The following is a 17,654-nucleotide window of genomic DNA, read 5'->3' as shown; positions in this document are numbered from 1 at the left end:
CTCGCTTATTTTCGCTTTCTGGCCTGCTCAAAAATGGTGATGAGTTGGCGGGTGACTTCGCGTTCTTTACTGCCTAATATCTGGCGCTCTTTTAAAGGGATATCCCAAGCCGACACTCTCGGTTGGTTGCTCAACTCACGAATAATTTGTCCTGCTTGCCCGTGGGTTACGGTGGCCATCAACAACTTGAGTGTGGGTTTCTTCCTTCCCTTACCACTCTTACGCGGGACCGTGTAACCCAGCTCCCTCAGTTTTCTCGCTTGCCCTTTAGAGCAAGGCGCAGAATAGTTTGGTTTTCCCCACCGCTTTTGCATTTGGCGCTTGGTCATTTTTTGCTTTTGACCAAGGTGATGCCTGGCTGCAATTTTTGCGGTGAGCGGATTGCTCCAAGTTAGGTCGAGCGTATTGGCGTTTCTTACATAGGGGGTCAACCCCTTGGCCATACGTCGCATGACTTTTCCGCGCTTATTCCGTTTCTTCGGTGCTAAGGCTTGGCCGTGAATGTCTTTTTGTTGCTGAATGCGCTTTCGAGTCTTGGCTTTTTCCCAGCGCCCTAGGGTTTTCAATATCCAAACACGCTTTTTGGGGGGAAGCGCTAACATGGCAAGCTTTTCTTGCAGGTTGAGCACATCCCTTTGATTCACATTAACTGTCGGCTTCATTCACCAACTCCGCTTCTTCAGCGGTATAAATCTCAACGGCTTGAACTCGGTATCGAGTCCCGCGCCAAGTGATCATTCCTGCTTCATCAGGTACCAGTTCTATCGGCTCCATCAGTTCAAGTTCAATACTCACATCGGCGGCTTCGCTGCTGATCACATCCACTGATAAAGTCGGGTCTTCAAGCTCTTGCTCGTTACGCTCTTCTTCATGGTCACTTAGCCAGCAAGCAATCAGAGCCAGCAAACAGCGTGGGTCTAGTAATTGGTGAGGAAACTCCTCAACCGAGATCACCGCGTTGTATTTCCAGAAACAGGCGATATACCCACCATTCCCACGGTCTTCACCACTAGGCACTATCGAGCCGTTTTCTTGCCACGCATCAATCTTGTTATCGAGCACATTGCTATTGAGGTGACTAACGATGTAACCCGTTAAATGCTCAAGCTTGGTTTTGTTGTAAACCGTGTCGCTCATATCGAATCAATGCCATTGGCACTGCGCCCGAGCAATTGAGAAACATCTTTATTACTTTGAGCTAGGAAACGCGCCGCCTGTTGTGGCTCATCTATCGCCGCGTTGTCCCCTTCTTTACGCCTGTCTTGCGTCGCAAACTCGGGTAACAATTCAGAGTGAGCTCGGCCATACACCGCACGTTTATACAATGCGGTTTTGGCACTGCTCATTGATGGCGGAATACCATCAACCAACAAGCGATCTAACTTTTCTTGAATATTCAGCGCAGCAATCGTGATGGCCGCAGCAATAGAGTCGTTATCAAACGTATGCGGAATACGGCGCAATTGGCGAAACTCATCGGTCGATAAGCTTGGCCAACCTTCACCAGGTATGGCTTGGTCACTCGTTTTATCCACTTTCCCGCCAAAGCTCATGATTCAACCTTTTTGCTACTGCAGTTAATTAGGGCGCCTCTAGCCACTGAGTCGACGGAATAAGCAGGGTGATGAATCACTTGCTCTTCCTCGTCAGTCGAGGCGCGGTGGCATAGGAGCTGTTTTAAGCTAGAGGTTGTCGCCACTCTCTAATGCTCGGATACGTTGGTCGATGTTATCGATCATGGTGCTAACACCAATCGCGCTGTATTGCTCATGCGCGTTTTGAAGATGAGTTCGAGCTTTCTGTAACGTCGGCACATCTCCGACAGAGGCCGCATGAGGCTTACCTTCATCGTTACGCAGTAGGTACAGGCCCGCGAACTTCAACCATTTAGCCGTGGGCTTTTCGTTGATGCTCCAGTCGTCAGTGACCTTCTCAAATACCTGGGAGAAGTAAGGCTCAATCGATTGTCCTTTGTCTGCCATACGCTCTGACCAGGCCAAGACTTCATCCGCACAGAAGGTGGCAAAATCACGCTTGAATCGTTCTGGTGTATCTAACCCGCGCTCGATAGCGATATCACACCACTTGATGGCGGTTTCTAAATCTTCGATATCGAATAGCCAAATCACCATCTGAGTAAATAACGGGTTATCGAACTGCTCGTCACCGGCTAGGTAAGCTTCAATGGCTTCACGATATTTAGGGACCAAAACTTCACGTTTGTGGTTAACCTTTTCATCCTTACGATTGAAGGTTTTTAGCACCTTCAAATCACTTTCGAGTTCAGCTAAAAGCAGGTGAAGGCTGTTAGGATTAGCAACAGACTGTTTCTCAGGTGTCGATTGCTTTTGCTGTTTTGCCAAGGCTTCTTGGCGCAACTTCGCTAATGGACTGGCCATGTCTTCCCCTTAACCTGCGGCTGGCACAACGACAGTGACTTTTTCAATCGCTGCAAACTTGTGGTAATTGCCCACCGCATAACCTTCTTGGCGAAGATATGACGTTTCGAAGCGCTTACGGTCTTCTTCATTACGAGACTTACGCCACTGCGTTCCTTTTTGAGTCAGGATTTGCAGGTTGGTTAAGTTCGTTACCCAAATCATGTCTGGCGGGAAAAATGGCGGTGTATACACCGTTTTACCTGCAACGGTCTTAGCCAAGCTCTGCGCGGCTTTGTGCTCGGTGGGTACTTCAGCCGATTCCAATAAACGATGCTGCTCCGCGGCCACTAAGTTGCGGCCAATCAAAACCACTAAATCAGGGTCGCCTTGATGCACTTCGTGAATAGTAGTGTTAATCAGATCGTTAACCAGTGAATCCAGGTTTCGATATGAACCCTCGGTTGCCCCTGTCGAATCCAATTTCACCGCAGGTAAGACTTGAGCCGGTGCCTTCTCTTTTGCGAGTTGAAGCCAACCTTTATTAACGTCTTCACCCATTGGGTTTGCTTTAGGATCCGTACTCTCACCCGCAATGGAGGTGCCGTGGAAACCAATACGCAGCTTATCTAAAGCAAAATTACGCGTAATGGCGTTGTTCATCAGCTTCATCCACTGACCTTTACCACCCGAGTTCGCCCAGATTGTCATCGTAATCCAGTTGATATGAGCGCCTGAGTCCGTTTCGGTTAGCTCGTAGGTATTGCCGCTTTGGTCAAGAGAGCCCATGAAACGACCGTCTTTAACTCGACCTGTCAGCAAACCACTGTCACCCACATCGATCACTTGACCTTTAATTTGGTCAACCGAGATATTCGAAACACGGTTTAAGAAAGAGTCCGATTCAACAATGGCTTGGCGAAGCTTGGTTTCCATCACAGGCGTGATATTGAATTGCTTAGACGCATCTACAACGCCGCCCGCTTTTGCTACGGCTTGGCAATATTCATCTAAAAATTGAGTCGATACTGCATTGAGCATTTACACGACCTCCACTGTTGATTCGCCGCCGCTGCCTTCTTCACCAGGCTTTTGACCAGGGACTTCTTGCTTAAGCTTTGCGAACTGGGTTTCAAGGTTTTGTACTTGCTCGGCTACAGGAGCAAGCTGCTTCTCTAATTCACTAGAGAACTGCTCCAAAGAGAACGTTTGAACTTCACCTTCGGGTTTGGCTTCGGGTTCGTTAGGTGTTTGCGTTTGCAGGTTAAACTCTTGTTTGAGTTCATCCTTTAGCTCACCTTTCATAATGCCGAACTGCTCTTTCATCGCAGCTTTGAATTGTTCTTCGGTCACTTCTTCTTCCTCTGGTTCAGGATCAGGTTGTGGCTCTGGTTGTTCATCACCAGAATTGAAAAAGGCATTACACAAGGCAAAGAATCGGTCTGTTTTTGAGTAACACTCATCAAGGCTGATTTCTTCCAGTTGGCTGCAACTCAGCTCTGTGGTTTGACCTTCTTGTCGCGAAAACTGAAGTAATGAAACACCAGACGACGCCGGGGAATCGGTCACGGCTAATCCCATCAGGTAGCACTTTCCTTGCCCTTTATAGTCTGGATTGGGTTCTATGGAGGTAAACAGCTTCTGCCCAAGCTTATTGGCTTCAAGTAGATATTGATTAGGTTCAAGCTTGGCAAACAAGCGCATTTTTCCATCCACTTCTTCAGCTTTTACGGCAAGCACTTTGCCCCAGTTACTTCCGTAACCTGCAAAGCGTTTGTGTTCAGGCCAAATCAAAGCGGTGTATTCACTCAAGGCATAATTTTCTGCAATCTGCATGAGCCATTCTCGGGTGATCTTACGACCATCAACCGTCGGCCCTTCTGTTGCTACAATTTTCCAATCACTGGTTTTTGCCATTTGAGTTTTTTACCTAGTATTAATTTGTCAGTTAGGTGTTTCTGGCATTCACAATACGCGTTTGATTTACCCGTTTCAGCCACTTCAATTCCGACCAATTCGGATACAGGGCGTATCCGAAGCCATCCGAATTTTGCTATGCAATTTAGGCTGTTACCTCGGCGTATGATTGGTTCATGGCATATTCTCCTGAAACACGACACGCGGCCCGTTCCCTTTATTTAAAGGCTTGGACGCCCAATGAAATCGCTTCCGAACTAGGTTTGAACAGCACCAGAATCATTTATCACTGGGCTGACAAATTTGGATGGCGTGATATGTTGCGCGAGCAAACGATTGATGAATCGATAGCGCGTAGAATTGAAACCCTGCTTGAGCTGGAAAACCCGACCAAAGGCCAGCTCGATATGCTTGATAGGCTCATCAAGCACCACGTACAACTTAAAAAATCCCATGCTCAAGCTCAGCCAGTTGGAGATAAACACTCATCTAACGCAACTGAACCTGTGGCTAAAACTAACGGTAAGAGCTCGCGTTCAAATAAGTCTGACGACAAGCCGAAAAAGAAAAGTAAAAAGAAGAACAACATTGCTGAGCTGACCAAAGAGAACTTCGCGACCTGGCATGAATCACTCTTTGAATATCAGCACACGATGCGTAACAACCTGCACCAACGTACACGTAATATTCTTAAATCCCGTCAAATTGGCGCCACCTATTACTTCAGTGGCGAAGCGTTAGAAGATGCGATTTTGACTGGCGATAACCAGATATTCTTATCCGCTTCTCGCGCCCAGGCAGAAGTATTCAGAAGCTACATTATTGCGATTGGTGAAGAATTTTTAGGTGTTGAATTGACGGGTAACCCGATCATTCTCTCTAACGGAGCTGAGCTTAGATTCTTATCCACCAACTCAAAAACCGCGCAAAGTTATCATGGCCATGTTTATGTGGATGAGTATTTCTGGATCCCGAAATTCGATGAACTCAACAAGCTCGCTTCCGCTATGGCGACCCATAAGAACTGGCGTAAAACCTACTTCTCTACCCCTTCCGCTAAAACGCACCAGGCTTACACATTTTGGACCGGTGACCAATGGCGCAGAGGACGTGATACTCGCACCAATATTGAGTTCCCTACCTTTGACGAATATCGAGACGGCGGCCGAATTTGCCCAGATAAGCAATGGCGTTACATAGTCACGATTGAAGATGCGGCTGCAGGCGGCTGTGAGCTTTTTGATATTGATGAACTGCGCGACGAATACAGCAAAGACGATTTTGATAACCTGTTTATGTGTATTTTCGTTGATGGCGCCAGCTCCGTCTTCAAGTTCTCAGCCCTTGAAAAAGCCATGGTGGACATTAGCCGGTGGCAAGACTTCAAGCCCAATGACAAAGACCCCTTCGATCGCCGTGAAGTTTGGTTAGGTTACGACCCCAGCCGAACTCGAGACAATGCTTGCTTAGTTGTCGTAGCACCGCCGATTGTTGCCGTTGAAAAATTCAGGGTACTTGAAAAGCACTACTGGCGAGGGTTGAATTTTCAGTACCAGGCGCAGCAAGTATCAAAAGTATTTGAACGTTATAACGTGAGCTATTTGGGTATTGATACAACGGGGATTGGCGCGGGTGTCTATGACTTGATTAACAAGAAACACCCGCGAGAAACCGTGGCCATTCAATACAGTAATGAAAGTAAGAACCGCTTGGTGATGAAGATGATAGATGTGGTCGAAGCCAACCGCATTCAGTTTGATGCAGAACACAAAGACATCGCCATGGCATTCATGGCCATCAAGCGAGCGACCACCAATAGCGGTAACAACATGACCTTCAAAGCAGAACGCAGCGAGCTAACCGGACATGCCGATGCCTTTTGGGCAATTTCCCATGCCTGCATTAATGAGCCGCTCGATCACTCTGAAAAACGTAAATCAACTTGGCAGATGTAAATCAATGACTGAACAGACAACAGAAATAATCACGAAAGAATCCGCTAATGATGAAAGCTTGATGTTTAGCTTTGGTGAGCCAGAAATCATGGACCGTGATTTCACCAACTACGAATACAACGAGCTTTACTACAACGAGGATGGGAACTACTGGGAACCGCCACTCGATAGAGCGGGCTTGAATAAACTGACTCGGGCTAACGCTTATCACGGTTCTATCTTAATGGCTCGCCGTAACATGATTGCGGGCCGTTACACCCAAGGTGGAATGCAGAAGCAACAAATGCAATCAGCCGTACATGACTTCTTAGAATTTGGTGACACTGCCCTGCTTAAGCTTCGTAACTACTTTGGTAAAGTCATAGGGCTATGGCCTATCCCTACGATGTATTTACGTAAACGTAAGAACGGTGACTTCGCATTCTTAGAGCGAGACGACAAACAGAAGAGTTACAAGAAAGAAGACATCATTTTCATCAAACAATATGACCCAGTGCAGCAAGTCTACGGTGGACCGGATTACCTTGGTTGTGTTCAATCTGCTTTGCTTAGCCAGGACTCCACCACGTTCCGTCGCCGTTACTATAAAAACGGTTTGCACATGGGCTTTATCTTCTATGCGACTGACCCGAACTTGAGTAAAGACGATGAGGAAGACCTAAAGCAGAAGATGGCTTCAAGCCGTGGCGTGGGGAACTTCCGCTCGATGTTCATCAACATTCCAAACGGCAACGAGAAAGGGATTCAATTGATACCCGTTGGCGACATTGCGACAAAAGATGAGTACGAGAAAATTAAAAACGTCACCGCGCAAGAGGTGATCACCGGTCACCGCTTCCCTGTTGAACTGGCCGCTATAATTCCCAATGGTGGCACTCGTGGTGACCCGATTAAATTCGATTACGTTTACTGTAAAAATGAAGTGATACCCGCTTGCGAAATGTTCATGGATGCAGTGAACAGCGACCCAGAAGTACCCAAACACCTGCATTTAACCTTCAATTTGGACAATGTGGCGGCCTAAGTGGCGTGATGTTTTTTTGCAATTACGTTTTTATCTTCAATTTGCGCTCAGCCCTTTCCTCATAAGGGCTGAGAAACAACTCAAACGATCGTCGTAAAATACAAACGATCATTAAAAAACTGACCTAAAATACAAAAACCCCATAATTTCAATAGCTTAATAAAACCAACCAGATCATCATTGATCATCAAAATTTCAATTCCTTGCAATTTTTTGCACTCTTCGCAATTTTACTAGGCGCTCTGTAAGCCATTTTGAGCACTGTTAACTTGCGGCAAGCCCCGTTATTCCTAAAGGGCTAGCGGCTTGTTAGCCTTCCATAGCTGCGCAAGAATTTCACTAAAATAGAATTGCGAAAAAATGAGATCGAAAACGCTTCAGGTGGGGAGGAGGAGTGCGTTTTCCGTGGGTTGGTTGTGTTTTAGGTGGGGCTGTGTGACAGGCGTAAAAAAGCCACCATGAGCGGTGGCTAGAAGAAATACTTTACTTAAAGCTTGATACTAAGTTAAAACACTAAATACAGTTAGCTGGTGTATTAATAGACAGTTTAGGCTTAATTGTTCCTTCAGCAGAGGTCTTTGCTATCGTATGAATTACAACGGATAAGGTCAGTCCACACTTGGTACTAATCCCTGAACTTGCAGACTCGCCTTCATCTTGTTTCGTTTTTAGAAATATAGTTTTCTTATTCTTTGATATGGTCTCAAAAATCCCTGCAGGAGCTTGTGCTTCAGAAAACTCATCCCCACCAGTAAGGCCAACAACTCCAATGCTCCCCTGAGGCAAATAGAAATTCACAACAGAGTTTTGAGCCTTTTCAAAAGATACATTGTAAGGGCCAATTAGCTGAACTACGTCATTGGCGTGAGCGGTCCCAACAAGTAGCATTGTTGATAGAAAAAAATTAACAATTTTCATTTTATAAATACTTTTGCATATTAAAGGAAACACTATTATTCAAAAAAAGAGACAGAACACAATAACCATTCACAGAATTAATCATATAAATCATTAATTAACGAGAACATCACTAACAATCTGTTTTCCAGAGCGTTTTCCGGGGGGGGTGGGTGTGATTTGGGTGGATAATATGGCAGATACAAAAAAAGGAGCGAATAAAACGCTCCATATCACTTCAGTCAAGCCTTACTTTCGGCTAATGACGGTTTGCTTCGCTAGCTTAACCTTTATTACCTTCTGGCTTTTATTGCTCTTTGGAGCTGACTTCTGTCTTGGCATCTGCAGCTTCTTTTTTAACTTGAGCCGCTTTCTCTTCAGCCGCTTTCTTAATTTCAGCTGATTTCGTTGCTGTTTTTTCCGCCACTTGAGAAGTATAGTGCTCTAACAAAGTTTCAAGTGCTTCAAATCGTGGATGAAGACGGTATGATTTAAACATAAAAAGGTTCAGTAACACAAAGCCTGCGAGTAAGACAAACGCACCTATGCCGAATACATTTACAACTATTTCGATTAATGAACCGACACCACTAGAACGGCGGCCACCAAACATTGAAGCCATATCAATCAGATCACTGATAGCACCGAATAGATAGTAATAAAGGTAGGCAAGAGAGAAACCGGCAATACCCTTAGCTAAAATTTTGGGTAAACCCATAGCACTACTAGCAGCACCGGTAAACATCAGGAATACGACAAAAAATCCGTAGGCGTCAGCACCTGTAATTGAAGCGGAACTGCCCCAAAAAGATGTGTTTAGTACAGGTAAGAATGAACCAATAACGATAAGACCGAATGCGATAGTACCGAATTTATTTAAAATTTTTGTATTTTTAGTTGCGCTTGGATTAACGTTAGTCGTTTCCACTTGTTAAATTCTCCTGATTGATGCTTTTTTAAGTACTAATTACCTGGGCCAATACCATATTTCATATATAATTAAATTTAAAGCACTTTAGTGCATATAGTCTAAATTATTATGAGTTGGCGCTCTAACAGCCTTACCAGGCATAAAGATTCTGTATATAAATACAGAATCTTTTACATAACCCAACAACTGTGGCTCATCTAGGTAAGCACGCCCCCTAGAAAAAACAAAAAGACATCCTCAAAAACCTGAGGGCTGTATAAATCCTCACCATAATTTAGTACCATGGGCTTATCATTTCGATAGGTTCATGGTGTCATATGAGAGTAATTTGCCAGGAGTGTGGCGAGAAAGCCCGCATACAAAAATCAAACCGTATTTCAGCGGGTTATAGCGACTTATATTGTAGTTGTAGTGACCCCGAATGCGGTCATTCCTTTGTGATGAACCTAACCTTCAGCCATACTCTTAGCCCTTCGGCTAAAACGACTTCTCAGTTAGCTTTTGAAATGGTTAAAGCCCTGGCACCCGATCAGCGCCAAGAACTAAAACAACAGCTATCAATCCTCTAAAGTTTAAATTCCGGGCTATCTCCACCATCAGCCATTTCAATTAGCTGCTTCATTGCGGCTAACTTTTCAGGCTTCAACTCTTCTCTTTGGTCTGCAACCAATAAACCCATCAAATAAATACCTATATCAGCTCTGCTTTCACCTTCAGTGCTGAGTGCTACAGCATCTATAATGAACTCCATCGCTTGTAAAAATATGTCCTGTTGTTTTAATGACATAGCTCTACTCCAAACCAAAATACTGGATAAATATACAGTACTTTTATAAATATTCATACAGTGTTTTTATGAAGCGAGATTCACCCCTCATTCTGATAACTAATCTGAGCTTCATATCAGCGGCCATTCAGCGGTTTCAGGAAAGAACGACAAATTAGGCTGTTCATATTCATAGTCGTCATCTTCTCCAGCTAAAGGTCTAGGCTGTTTTGCCTCAAAATCATCTAACCAGCTTAAATCTGGTTTGGGTTGGTACTCTTCAACCAACTGCGCTGGGCGAACCGTGCCGCATGGTAGATGTTCCGCAGGACGAATTCTTATACTCGTTTCATCATCTATTCGAATTGAACTTCCTTGTTGCAGCGCGAATAGAGCTGAGCCATCAATGTTTGGCGGTAACCCACCACCTACTGAGTAAGGTTCTAATAATCGCTTAAGCTGATCGCTGACCTGTACTTTCTGCGGTAGCGTACAGTTATTGACAGAACTCCGAGAGGAATCGGAGATTCCAGAAAGAGCAAGATCAAAAGCCCCCGCTTCAGCTTCACCGCTCTTTTCTGTTTTTGTTACTATCTGCCAGGTCTTAAGACGTGTCTTAACCAACTCACCTGCAGCAACAAAGCCTTCTATCTTGCGAACGTCTTCGCCATGCGGAGAAGCAAACGGCAGCACTTCATAAGAGTTCGTGATCAACAAATCCTCACGCTTAACGAATGGCCCACCCTGCCCCATGATGTAGCCTTTCCAGTTACCGTGGTCGGCCGCTTTCATTGTTCCTGCGACATTCACTTGGTCAGTATCAGCCCTCGCCTCATAGTTCTCAGCAATCACAGCCACTAATTCAGCATTCGTCATGACATGCGCAGGCTTAAAGGGACCAACCAAACGGTACATCGACATTAGGTAAATAGAAGCTAGCTCTTCACGTTCTTGCTTAAAAACGTATTCCATAAAGGCTTTCTTGTTTTGGCTAGCTAGTCGGCGCAGTTCACGGTAAGTGGTAACCGGCGCCCCACCAAAGAATTGGAATTGACGAATACCCCAACGACTCTTCCAGGCGTTGACGTTTTTGGCCATCGCTTGCACAGATTGCCCGGTCTCTTTCGAAACCTCTTCACCCATGGCATAGCCGTCAATATTTTTAGAAATGTACTTAGCGATGTAACCCGTTGCTGTGCCTTTTTCTGGGTCGATATACCCAAAGTCACAACGAGGCTGATAATTGAATGGACCTTGAATAGACTGCTTTTTGGCTGCACGTTTTTCGTTGCGATCGAAGAACGGGTAAAGTTCTTCTTTGTCTTCATCGACCGCATAGCGAATAAACACGTCACGCACCTTGGCCACATGCTTAGGCTTAACCCAAATCAGCAAATGCCAGTGCGGAGTACCATCATGATGTGGCTCAGCAACTCGAATACCAAACCAACGAATCTCATCACGACCTAACTTAGCACGAATACGCTGCCAAACCTTATTCAAATAGGTTTGTGCTTCACGTGGGCTCGCGCCGTTCCAGTGTGGAATGAAGCCACCTTTCTTATAGCTATTATGATATTTCGATGGTGCTGTCAGTGTTAGGAACAAACCTTGTAGGCCAAGTTCATTGCCGATATCTTCACAACCACGGCAACGAACCATTAACTCATGACGACGAATGGCTGGGTTTGACATGCTTTTCAACACCATTTCTTCCATTTCAACTTCTTCACCAGTGGCCTCTTCTCTAAGTAGCTGGCCTTGAATGAAATCCCAGTTCTTCTTTTGCTGAACTTTATGTTCTTGAATGCAATCCCATGAAGCATAAGGTGACGCCTTCGCCGACACCTGCCCCATAGCAATAGCTAAGTGCTCGCGCATAATTTTACGAATGCGCTTTAAGCGTCTAAACCACCATTTTTCACAACTCAGTTTAGAGATAGACGACATGATATTTTCAGGCGTAATCTTCTTGTCATCGCTTGGTGTTTTTACCCCAAAGCTACGTACCAAAGAAACACACTGTTTGTAGACCATTAATGCCGCGATGTTCTCACCGTTCTCAGTTTCACATTCTATGGCCTGAGTCAGTGCCGTTTGATAGCGAATCAAGATAGACACAATTTTGAATGCCATTTCTCGAAGTTCATCTTCAACTAGCTCGGCAATGATTTTGCTTCTAACAGGTTTACGCTTTTTCTCGGCTTGGTCGAAGTCGAAACAGGCTTGCTGGTTCGCTTGTTCAACGTTGTTTTGCTGAGGCTTGCTATCATCGTCGACAGCACCACTCAGCAAAGCAACCTTAGAAGTAGTAGGAAGTTGTTTGTATTGCTCTAGCACCAACAAAACACGCCTATGCGCGGGCACCATTTTTTCACGAATGAAAGTGTTTGCGGCAAAGCGGCCTTGCTTCTTAAAAATAGAAACATAGCGATTTGCGAAATACTTAGTTAGGTAGTGTGGAAGCCCAGAAAAGTGTCCAGAAAGCCAGTCTTTGTCTGCAGGGTTTACTTCATATAACTTACGCTCAACAACTGAAAGATTTTCAGGTTCTAAATTAGCGGGTTCGTAACCTGCAGGAACACAAATAAGCCCTTCATCTATGGCAGGTAAAGGGCATAACCAAAAGCGATTTAATGGTTTAACTGGTTGATAGTATGTCACTAACACTCATCCAAAAAATCTGTGGGCTTACGAGTGATCTTCAATTGAACCTGGATAGACTCATCACCTGATAGCAAAGTACCCAATAGCACTTCATTATCTAGGTGATCACCTTCCAGCATTACTACTACTAGAGTTTCAACATAATCAGGAGCTTCAGTCGCAACTTTCTGTGCTTCGCTCATAACGCAGCTAGCTCCTGTGTATCCATGATCATGTGGCCACCCGTATGGTTGCCTTTGATAATTACCCCGTTCAAAACGTGCTGGCAGTTGAACAACTCGCAAGCCGTATCAATCGCTGGTTCTGGTGAGTCAAACTCACCCAGCAACACGTTCTTTACTTCATTGGTTTCATCATGGCGCACAACACCGCCACCGTTATTAAGTGCAACTGCTACATAGCTCAGCATCAAATAGCCTCCAAAGTTGGGTGGCCGTGAACAGGCTCACAGTCACGCCACCACATTTGCATAGTTGCGTTTTGGCTAGTGCTTTTGGTGCAGGCAGAAACAAAGAAGAGTGCGCGAATTGCGCCAAGTGCTTGGTTATGAGTGACGGGATCAGTTGATTGGTTGAACACCACAACCCAGAAAACCCACCAAGCAGTGATGAAGTCTTCAAGGCATAGCCCTTGCTCAGTGCCGTTCACGTTCACCAACATGGCACGAGTAGAATCAAGTTGAAGCATTACGCCTTGGCTTGAATCAACGCTATTGAATACACGAACGAACTGCTCAATTTTTCGAGAGGTAAAGCCTTCACCACGAAGGCCGTGCTCTAAATCTTTTCGGAATACGGTAATGATGCTCATGCTTCCACCTCTGCAATAGTGCTTAGGTATTGGTTAGCTATTTCAATGAACACTCGACCATCTTCAACAGTTGCTTGAGAATCATCAATGGTGTGGCCAGAAGAGCGCACAATGTCATAACCCGCTTCAATGCAATCGCATGTTTCTTGTAAACGGTCACGCAGGTACTCAATTAATGTTTGCGCTTTGGTGTGGGTAGCGTTCGTAAGTGAAAGTACACACCACCCCTTTTCTAAACCGAACTGATCACCATGTAGGATGTGACAAATTTGGGCATTCATTTCCTGCCCTGTGTAATCGCCGTTTTCGTCAATTTCGCGCAGGTTTAAACAGTCGTTAACTTGGAAGTCACGATCATTGAATCGAACTTCGTTAGTTTTACGGCCTGCTAACACTTCAGTGAAATGGACAGATTGGGTTTTTAACTCATGAAGTTTGAAAGTACTCATGCTTCCACCTCAACATTTGTTTCAGCTTCTTCACGCGCTTCAATAATTAGCTCAGTCAGCTTGCTTTCAATCGAAAGAAGCTGTTCCAAAGCTTCTTCTTTATCAATATCCACATCAGCCGCGTATATGTATTTTCGCTTGACGCTAGAGTAATCAGAGTCCATTGGTTCCACATTGACAAACAAGCAATTCACATGAGCCGAATAACGAGTAAAAATATGAATCACATCTGCGTTAGCCATAGCCAATACATTAATCGCGTGAACGATATCGAACACTTCACGATCAGCATCTAGGCCATTCATTAACTTTTGCTTTAATGCCAACACTTCGGCAGGTTGTGAAGCAACAAACAGACCCCCGCGAACTTGGCTGAGGCTCTCTTCCAAGTCTTGTTCTTGCGCAGGTGTGAAAGAGTCAGAGTTCATCACCATTACTGACGATGCCAACGCTTTTATCTCTCTTAGCGAGTCTCTGATTTCTACTAAAACTTGTTCACTCATCATCAATTCCTCAGATTTTGGATATAAAAAACCCTCCCTCTTTAAATCAAAGAGGGATAAGGGTTATAGGCAAAATGCCTAGTGGCTAGGTTGGCTTGGGTGTAACTCGGTTATGACCAGCGCGAAAGTACATCCTTCGCGTTGGCATCAATTCGGTTAATCTCACGTGAAAGGCGCTTTCGTTCTGCGTTGCAATCACTCTTGGTGTACTGAGCTTGTAGCTCTGCTCGACGTAAACGAAGTGGCTGCAATTGGCGTTCGCCAAGCTCTTTCCTTGTTCGCTCTAAAAACGTTAGGCCGCGTTCCTTTTGCTCGCGGTTCAAAGACCAACAAGGCAAATCAGGGCATGGGTTTTCTAGTGGTGGTACATCTAGGTGTGAATGTTCGACTGTTGCAACTGACATACTATTTTCCTCTAACTTAAGCCGGGAATAGCCGAACCATTGGCGACCAAATCCACACTCATAGCTAAGAATGGGGAAACGCCTTTTGTCCGGCTTTCTATATCGTTGATAAGGAGCACAAGGTTGCTAATACCCGCTTGTGCCTTTTGGATAATGACGTGTTTGTTAGTGCGACTAAGGCGATCTTGTCCTGCATGTTCTAAAGCCATACGAGACAGGTCACCAGAGTGCATCGCGTTCTCTAATGCGCGCTTAATGAAGGTTTCTTCACTCGCATCATTGGGGATTTGTGCGGTCACCACACCGAGGCCAAGCAAAAGGCTATTAAGAATGGTGAAGTTGCCACTCGCCTTGGTGATCATCACAAGTTCTACACTGGTAAGGATGTGCGGCTGCTCTGGGTTGAGCTTGTTACGCAGCATAGTGGCATTCATATCCACGGCCTTTGCTAACTTGGTCATGTTCTCCGAGTTCGCAAATGCACAACACGCTTCGTTAAATGCCTTTTGTTTAGAGCCACGGAATTCGCACATTGAGTCAATTTCGTTCATAACCAATACTCAATTGAAGACAAACGGGACGAAAACGAAGCCCCAACCAAGAACATTGAGCCATAAGGGGCAATACTCTTTGGTTGGAATTAGGGAAGATAAACGCATGACGGCCTACCCCAACTTTTCCATAGCTTCACGAGTCGCCATTTCTACTAAGGCGATCATATTGATGAGAGGAGTTTCTTTACCTTTCGCTTTAGTTTTAATAGGTAAGCGACCATCGGCTACCCAGTCCATGATGGTACGCTTAGGCATTCCAGAGAACTGAGAGTATTGGTCGTACGTCATGAAAGGCGTATTTAGGACTACTTGATATGAGAGCATAGTGATATCCTGTTATGTTATTGAATGTGTTGTACCGGACTAGCGAGTTGCACCTCGCGGTTAACCGTTGAGTGAAAATTTAGACTTTTTATGAGTGAATATCAAGAAAAAATACCCTCTTTTGAGTACATCGGCGGTAGGGATGTAACAGAAAGGATGAAGCTCGTCACAAAAACAAGTGACTTTAAGTCGCTTGGTGAGTGCTTAGGTGTGTCAAAAGGCACGATATCGACTTGGCACCAGAGAGGGTTAACCCCTTACGAAGTGATTGTGAGACTTCATTTGAGGACTGGAGCTTCTATCAAATATCTAGCCTTGGGAGAAGGTGAACCGTTTGATGAAAAGAAAACCCATACATCTAAGAAAAACGAAGTAAAAAAACTCTTCGATGTTGATCTCTTTTCACTTTCAAACGGCCAACTTGTTGGCAATGAAACGATAGCTTTTGATAAAAGCTACTTAGACAAACTTGGGGTTCTGAATGTAATGGGCATCGAGCACGATGGGACTACATTCATTGTCGATAAAGAAGTTCACCAAGCAGTAAGCGGCACTTACCTAGTGGATATGGACGGCCTACTCTCACTCAATGACATTCAGCGTTTGCCAGGCAAGAAGCTAGCAATCAGCTTTAATGGCTCGACTCTAACAGTCGAAGAAGATGAAGTGAGGGTTGTAGGTAGAGTTGCGTTAGTGATGGAGAAGAAATGATGTCTGAAACATTATCAAGAAAGCTAACGCAAGCAAAAGGCGCAGAATTGGCCTATCTAGTCAGAGTAGCTAAGAAGCCAGCTCATGCATTAAGACAATCTAAAAACGATAGTGAGCTTATTGAACAAATATCTATGCTAGAACGTGATTGTATCGACGTTAATTGGACTCGCTATAACATAACTCTAGTAGACAAGCTCATTGTTTCCATTAATGAAAGACTCCCCCTTATCAATGAGCTATCAAAAGGGCCTGCGATACTCGAACTTTGGAAGTTTATTCAACTTCTAAGAGGTCAGAAATCTGTAGAAAACTTACTGGGTAGAGAGCACGTTGAGTCAGTCTTCTCAGAGTACTCTAAAGAAGAACGCCTCATAAGTAGACTTTTTACTCCTGAGTATCTAGAACTAGAATCACATCGTGTAGCCCCTCAAAATAATACCTTCAACGTCGACCTTCCCTCATATAAGAACGATAGGCTTCAAGGGCAAATTGCTCAATTAGAAAAACGCCAATCGGAAGTAAACAGAGAAGCAAAGAACAAACTATCTCAGATCAGTTCAGACGGGGAAGAGCAACTAAACAAAATCAGACGAGAAACAACTAAAGGGATTAACTCCCTCGTTACACAATTAGATGACCACTTGGCTACATTATCTAGCCACAACGAGACTGAAAAATCTCAGATTTTGAGAGAAATTCGAGAAGAGATCACTTCCTACAGCAAGTCTCTACTTGAAGCGTCTGTTGCGCAGTTCCATGAACAGACTTCCTCACAAGCACAAGACGTAGAAACTCAAGTCAATGAGCTATCCGAAAGAGTTCAAAAAGAAGTAGATGAGTTTGTAGGTCTGAACGCTGAACTCAGAAAATCCCTTGCATATATCGCTAGTGACAAGTTAGCCGACAGTAGTAAGAAGCAGGCTGACCAAGAAAGAAGCACAGCTAACTGGTTGCGAATTTACGGTATAGCTTGGCTACTTGCAACAATTTGGTACTTCATAGGTAAAGGGTTTAATGTCTCAGATTATTTAGACCCGGAAGGTAACCCTATGTACACAATGCTCATAATGCGTGGGTTCTTCGTGGCTTTTTGTTCTGCGCCAGGTTTTTATATGCTTCGAGAGTCAGCTCGCCATCGTACCGACGAGCGGCGCTACAATCAGAAAAGCATTCAGCTTGCGTCCATTGATGGCTATTTCGCAGAACATGCAAAAGACGAAAGAACCAAAGCAAAAAATGACCTCGCAAAACACTACTTCAATGGTGATGATCACTTTGTAGATGCATCATCTGTCGATAAAACTCAATCTAGCTACGATCGTGTATTCGATGCTGTACTAAAAAACAAGAAAGCAAAGTAG

General features: G+C 44.6%; 23 protein-coding genes. 5 read left to right on the top strand and 18 right to left on the bottom strand.

Annotated features, from left to right (window positions below):
* Positions 1 to 5: 5 nt before the first annotated feature.
* From L1D11_RS14700 to L1D11_RS14675, 6 genes are all read right to left on the bottom strand, one after another.
* Positions 6 to 662, bottom strand: a complete 657-nt coding sequence (locus tag L1D11_RS14700) for a virion morphogenesis protein (protein WP_239832706.1) — start codon at positions 660 to 662, stop codon at positions 6 to 8.
* Entirely contained in the window at positions 646 to 1,137 is a 492-nt protein-coding gene (locus L1D11_RS14695) for a phage tail protein (protein WP_065682351.1), read from the bottom strand. Before L1D11_RS14695 ends, L1D11_RS14700 begins: the two co-directional genes overlap by 17 nt.
* Positions 1,134 to 1,553, bottom strand: coding sequence for a head completion/stabilization protein (locus L1D11_RS14690; protein ID WP_102455143.1), 420 nt, complete (start codon positions 1,551 to 1,553; stop codon positions 1,134 to 1,136). Before L1D11_RS14690 ends, L1D11_RS14695 begins: the two co-directional genes overlap by 4 nt.
* 129 nt (positions 1,554 to 1,682) lie before the next feature.
* The gene (gene gpM / locus L1D11_RS14685; RefSeq protein WP_171328119.1) at positions 1,683 to 2,399 is read right to left on the bottom strand and encodes a phage terminase small subunit; all 717 of its coding nucleotides are present in this window, start codon (positions 2,397 to 2,399) and stop codon (positions 1,683 to 1,685) included.
* A 9-nt stretch (positions 2,400 to 2,408) separates the two neighbouring features.
* The gene (locus L1D11_RS14680) at positions 2,409 to 3,419 is read right to left on the bottom strand and encodes a phage major capsid protein, P2 family (protein ID WP_239832707.1); all 1,011 of its coding nucleotides are present in this window, start codon (positions 3,417 to 3,419) and stop codon (positions 2,409 to 2,411) included.
* A complete protein-coding gene (locus L1D11_RS14675; protein ID WP_239832710.1) occupies positions 3,420 to 4,295 on the bottom strand; it encodes a GPO family capsid scaffolding protein in 876 nt (291 codons plus the stop codon).
* 176 nt (positions 4,296 to 4,471) lie between these two features.
* Between L1D11_RS14675 and L1D11_RS14670 the strand changes: the two genes are divergently transcribed.
* Together L1D11_RS14670 and L1D11_RS14665 are read left to right on the top strand one after the other, a co-directional pair.
* Complete coding sequence (locus L1D11_RS14670; RefSeq protein ID WP_239832713.1) at positions 4,472 to 6,250, top strand: terminase family protein; 1,779 nt, start codon at positions 4,472 to 4,474, stop codon at positions 6,248 to 6,250.
* 4 nt (positions 6,251 to 6,254) lie between these two features.
* On the top strand, positions 6,255 to 7,274 hold the full coding sequence (locus L1D11_RS14665; RefSeq protein ID WP_171762919.1) for a phage portal protein: 1,020 nt from the start codon (positions 6,255 to 6,257) through the stop codon (positions 7,272 to 7,274).
* Positions 7,275 to 7,787: 513 nt separating this feature from the next.
* On the opposite strand, the gene L1D11_RS14660 is transcribed toward L1D11_RS14665, so the two are convergent.
* Both L1D11_RS14660 and L1D11_RS14655 read right to left on the bottom strand, forming a co-directional pair.
* Positions 7,788 to 8,192 carry a hypothetical protein gene (locus tag L1D11_RS14660; RefSeq protein WP_239862601.1) on the bottom strand — a complete coding sequence of 135 codons (405 nt, stop codon included), beginning with the start codon at positions 8,190 to 8,192 and terminating at the stop codon, positions 7,788 to 7,790.
* A 286-nt stretch (positions 8,193 to 8,478) separates the two neighbouring features.
* Entirely contained in the window at positions 8,479 to 9,099 is a 621-nt protein-coding gene (locus tag L1D11_RS14655; protein ID WP_239833746.1) for a hypothetical protein, read from the bottom strand.
* 320 nt (positions 9,100 to 9,419) lie between these two features.
* On the opposite strand from L1D11_RS14655, the gene L1D11_RS14650 reads away from it, so the two are divergent.
* Complete coding sequence (locus L1D11_RS14650) at positions 9,420 to 9,671, top strand: ogr/Delta-like zinc finger family protein (protein ID WP_239833747.1); 252 nt, start codon at positions 9,420 to 9,422, stop codon at positions 9,669 to 9,671.
* Here the strand turns inward: L1D11_RS14650 and L1D11_RS14645 are convergent.
* The 10 genes from L1D11_RS14645 to L1D11_RS14600 all read right to left on the bottom strand — a co-directional run bounded on the left by L1D11_RS14645 (position 9,668) and on the right by L1D11_RS14600 (position 15,579).
* Positions 9,668 to 9,889, bottom strand: a complete 222-nt coding sequence (locus L1D11_RS14645; protein ID WP_239833748.1) for a hypothetical protein — start codon at positions 9,887 to 9,889, stop codon at positions 9,668 to 9,670. The genes L1D11_RS14650 and L1D11_RS14645 overlap by 4 nt on opposite strands.
* A 111-nt stretch (positions 9,890 to 10,000) precedes the next feature.
* Positions 10,001 to 12,532 (bottom strand): replication endonuclease, encoded by a 2,532-nt coding sequence (locus L1D11_RS14640; protein WP_239833749.1) that lies wholly within the window; start codon positions 12,530 to 12,532, stop codon positions 10,001 to 10,003.
* Entirely contained in the window at positions 12,532 to 12,717 is a 186-nt protein-coding gene (locus tag L1D11_RS14635; protein ID WP_239833750.1) for a hypothetical protein, read from the bottom strand. The genes L1D11_RS14640 and L1D11_RS14635 overlap by 1 nt, the downstream gene beginning before the upstream one ends.
* Entirely contained in the window at positions 12,714 to 12,944 is a 231-nt protein-coding gene (locus L1D11_RS14630) for a hypothetical protein (protein WP_239833751.1), read from the bottom strand. The genes L1D11_RS14635 and L1D11_RS14630 overlap by 4 nt, the downstream gene beginning before the upstream one ends.
* The gene (locus tag L1D11_RS14625; protein WP_239833752.1) at positions 12,944 to 13,345 is read right to left on the bottom strand and encodes a hypothetical protein; all 402 of its coding nucleotides are present in this window, start codon (positions 13,343 to 13,345) and stop codon (positions 12,944 to 12,946) included. Before L1D11_RS14625 ends, L1D11_RS14630 begins: the two co-directional genes overlap by 1 nt.
* Positions 13,342 to 13,794 (bottom strand): DUF3850 domain-containing protein, encoded by a 453-nt coding sequence (locus tag L1D11_RS14620; RefSeq protein WP_239833753.1) that lies wholly within the window; start codon positions 13,792 to 13,794, stop codon positions 13,342 to 13,344. The genes L1D11_RS14625 and L1D11_RS14620 overlap by 4 nt, the downstream gene beginning before the upstream one ends.
* A complete protein-coding gene (locus tag L1D11_RS14615) occupies positions 13,791 to 14,297 on the bottom strand; it encodes a hypothetical protein (RefSeq protein WP_239833754.1) in 507 nt (168 codons plus the stop codon). The genes L1D11_RS14620 and L1D11_RS14615 overlap by 4 nt, the downstream gene beginning before the upstream one ends.
* Positions 14,298 to 14,407: 110 nt before the next feature.
* Positions 14,408 to 14,701 carry a hypothetical protein gene (locus tag L1D11_RS14610; protein WP_239833755.1) on the bottom strand — a complete coding sequence of 98 codons (294 nt, stop codon included), beginning with the start codon at positions 14,699 to 14,701 and terminating at the stop codon, positions 14,408 to 14,410.
* An 11-nt stretch (positions 14,702 to 14,712) separates the two neighbouring features.
* Complete coding sequence (locus L1D11_RS14605; protein ID WP_016793057.1) at positions 14,713 to 15,252, bottom strand: phage regulatory CII family protein; 540 nt, start codon at positions 15,250 to 15,252, stop codon at positions 14,713 to 14,715.
* Positions 15,253 to 15,366: 114 nt separating this feature from the next.
* Positions 15,367 to 15,579 (bottom strand): hypothetical protein, encoded by a 213-nt coding sequence (locus tag L1D11_RS14600; RefSeq protein WP_004742462.1) that lies wholly within the window; start codon positions 15,577 to 15,579, stop codon positions 15,367 to 15,369.
* 90 nt (positions 15,580 to 15,669) lie between these two features.
* Here L1D11_RS14600 and L1D11_RS14595 point away from each other — a divergent pair, with 90 nt between their 5' ends.
* A complete protein-coding gene (locus L1D11_RS14595) occupies positions 15,670 to 16,290 on the top strand; it encodes a phage repressor protein CI (protein ID WP_239833756.1) in 621 nt (206 codons plus the stop codon).
* Positions 16,287 to 17,654: a hypothetical protein gene (locus L1D11_RS14590; RefSeq protein ID WP_239833757.1), complete on the top strand. Its 1,368-nt coding sequence runs from the start codon at positions 16,287 to 16,289 to the stop codon at positions 17,652 to 17,654. The genes L1D11_RS14595 and L1D11_RS14590 overlap by 4 nt, the downstream gene beginning before the upstream one ends.

The sequence above is a fragment of the Vibrio sp. Isolate32 genome, from assembly GCF_022397955.1.
In the GTDB taxonomy this organism is placed as follows: domain Bacteria; phylum Pseudomonadota; class Gammaproteobacteria; order Enterobacterales; family Vibrionaceae; genus Vibrio.
Note: the sequence above shows the minus strand (reverse complement) of the source record. Positions and strands in the feature narration are given on the sequence as shown.

Coding starts and splice junctions, on each gene's coding strand:
- L1D11_RS14700 (WP_239832706.1), bottom strand. CDS start 662: ATGAAGCCGACAGTTAATGTGAATCAAAGGGATGTGCTCAACCTGCAA.
- L1D11_RS14695 (WP_065682351.1), bottom strand. CDS start 1,137: ATGAGCGACACGGTTTACAACAAAACCAAGCTTGAGCATTTAACGGGT.
- L1D11_RS14690 (WP_102455143.1), bottom strand. CDS start 1,553: ATGAGCTTTGGCGGGAAAGTGGATAAAACGAGTGACCAAGCCATACCT.
- gpM (WP_171328119.1), bottom strand. CDS start 2,399: ATGGCCAGTCCATTAGCGAAGTTGCGCCAAGAAGCCTTGGCAAAACAG.
- L1D11_RS14680 (WP_239832707.1), bottom strand. CDS start 3,419: ATGCTCAATGCAGTATCGACTCAATTTTTAGATGAATATTGCCAAGCC.
- L1D11_RS14675 (WP_239832710.1), bottom strand. CDS start 4,295: ATGGCAAAAACCAGTGATTGGAAAATTGTAGCAACAGAAGGGCCGACG.
- L1D11_RS14670 (WP_239832713.1), top strand. CDS start 4,472: ATGGCATATTCTCCTGAAACACGACACGCGGCCCGTTCCCTTTATTTA.
- L1D11_RS14665 (WP_171762919.1), top strand. CDS start 6,255: ATGACTGAACAGACAACAGAAATAATCACGAAAGAATCCGCTAATGAT.
- L1D11_RS14660 (WP_239862601.1), bottom strand. CDS start 8,192: ATGAAAATTGTTAATTTTTTTCTATCAACAATGCTACTTGTTGGGACC.
- L1D11_RS14650 (WP_239833747.1), top strand. CDS start 9,420: ATGAGAGTAATTTGCCAGGAGTGTGGCGAGAAAGCCCGCATACAAAAA.
- L1D11_RS14645 (WP_239833748.1), bottom strand. CDS start 9,889: ATGTCATTAAAACAACAGGACATATTTTTACAAGCGATGGAGTTCATT.
- L1D11_RS14635 (WP_239833750.1), bottom strand. CDS start 12,717: ATGAGCGAAGCACAGAAAGTTGCGACTGAAGCTCCTGATTATGTTGAA.
- L1D11_RS14630 (WP_239833751.1), bottom strand. CDS start 12,944: ATGCTGAGCTATGTAGCAGTTGCACTTAATAACGGTGGCGGTGTTGTG.
- L1D11_RS14625 (WP_239833752.1), bottom strand. CDS start 13,345: ATGAGCATCATTACCGTATTCCGAAAAGATTTAGAGCACGGCCTTCGT.
- L1D11_RS14620 (WP_239833753.1), bottom strand. CDS start 13,794: ATGAGTACTTTCAAACTTCATGAGTTAAAAACCCAATCTGTCCATTTC.
- L1D11_RS14615 (WP_239833754.1), bottom strand. CDS start 14,297: ATGAGTGAACAAGTTTTAGTAGAAATCAGAGACTCGCTAAGAGAGATA.
- L1D11_RS14610 (WP_239833755.1), bottom strand. CDS start 14,701: ATGTCAGTTGCAACAGTCGAACATTCACACCTAGATGTACCACCACTA.
- L1D11_RS14605 (WP_016793057.1), bottom strand. CDS start 15,252: ATGAACGAAATTGACTCAATGTGCGAATTCCGTGGCTCTAAACAAAAG.
- L1D11_RS14600 (WP_004742462.1), bottom strand. CDS start 15,579: ATGCTCTCATATCAAGTAGTCCTAAATACGCCTTTCATGACGTACGAC.
- L1D11_RS14595 (WP_239833756.1), top strand. CDS start 15,670: ATGAGTGAATATCAAGAAAAAATACCCTCTTTTGAGTACATCGGCGGT.
- L1D11_RS14590 (WP_239833757.1), top strand. CDS start 16,287: ATGATGTCTGAAACATTATCAAGAAAGCTAACGCAAGCAAAAGGCGCA.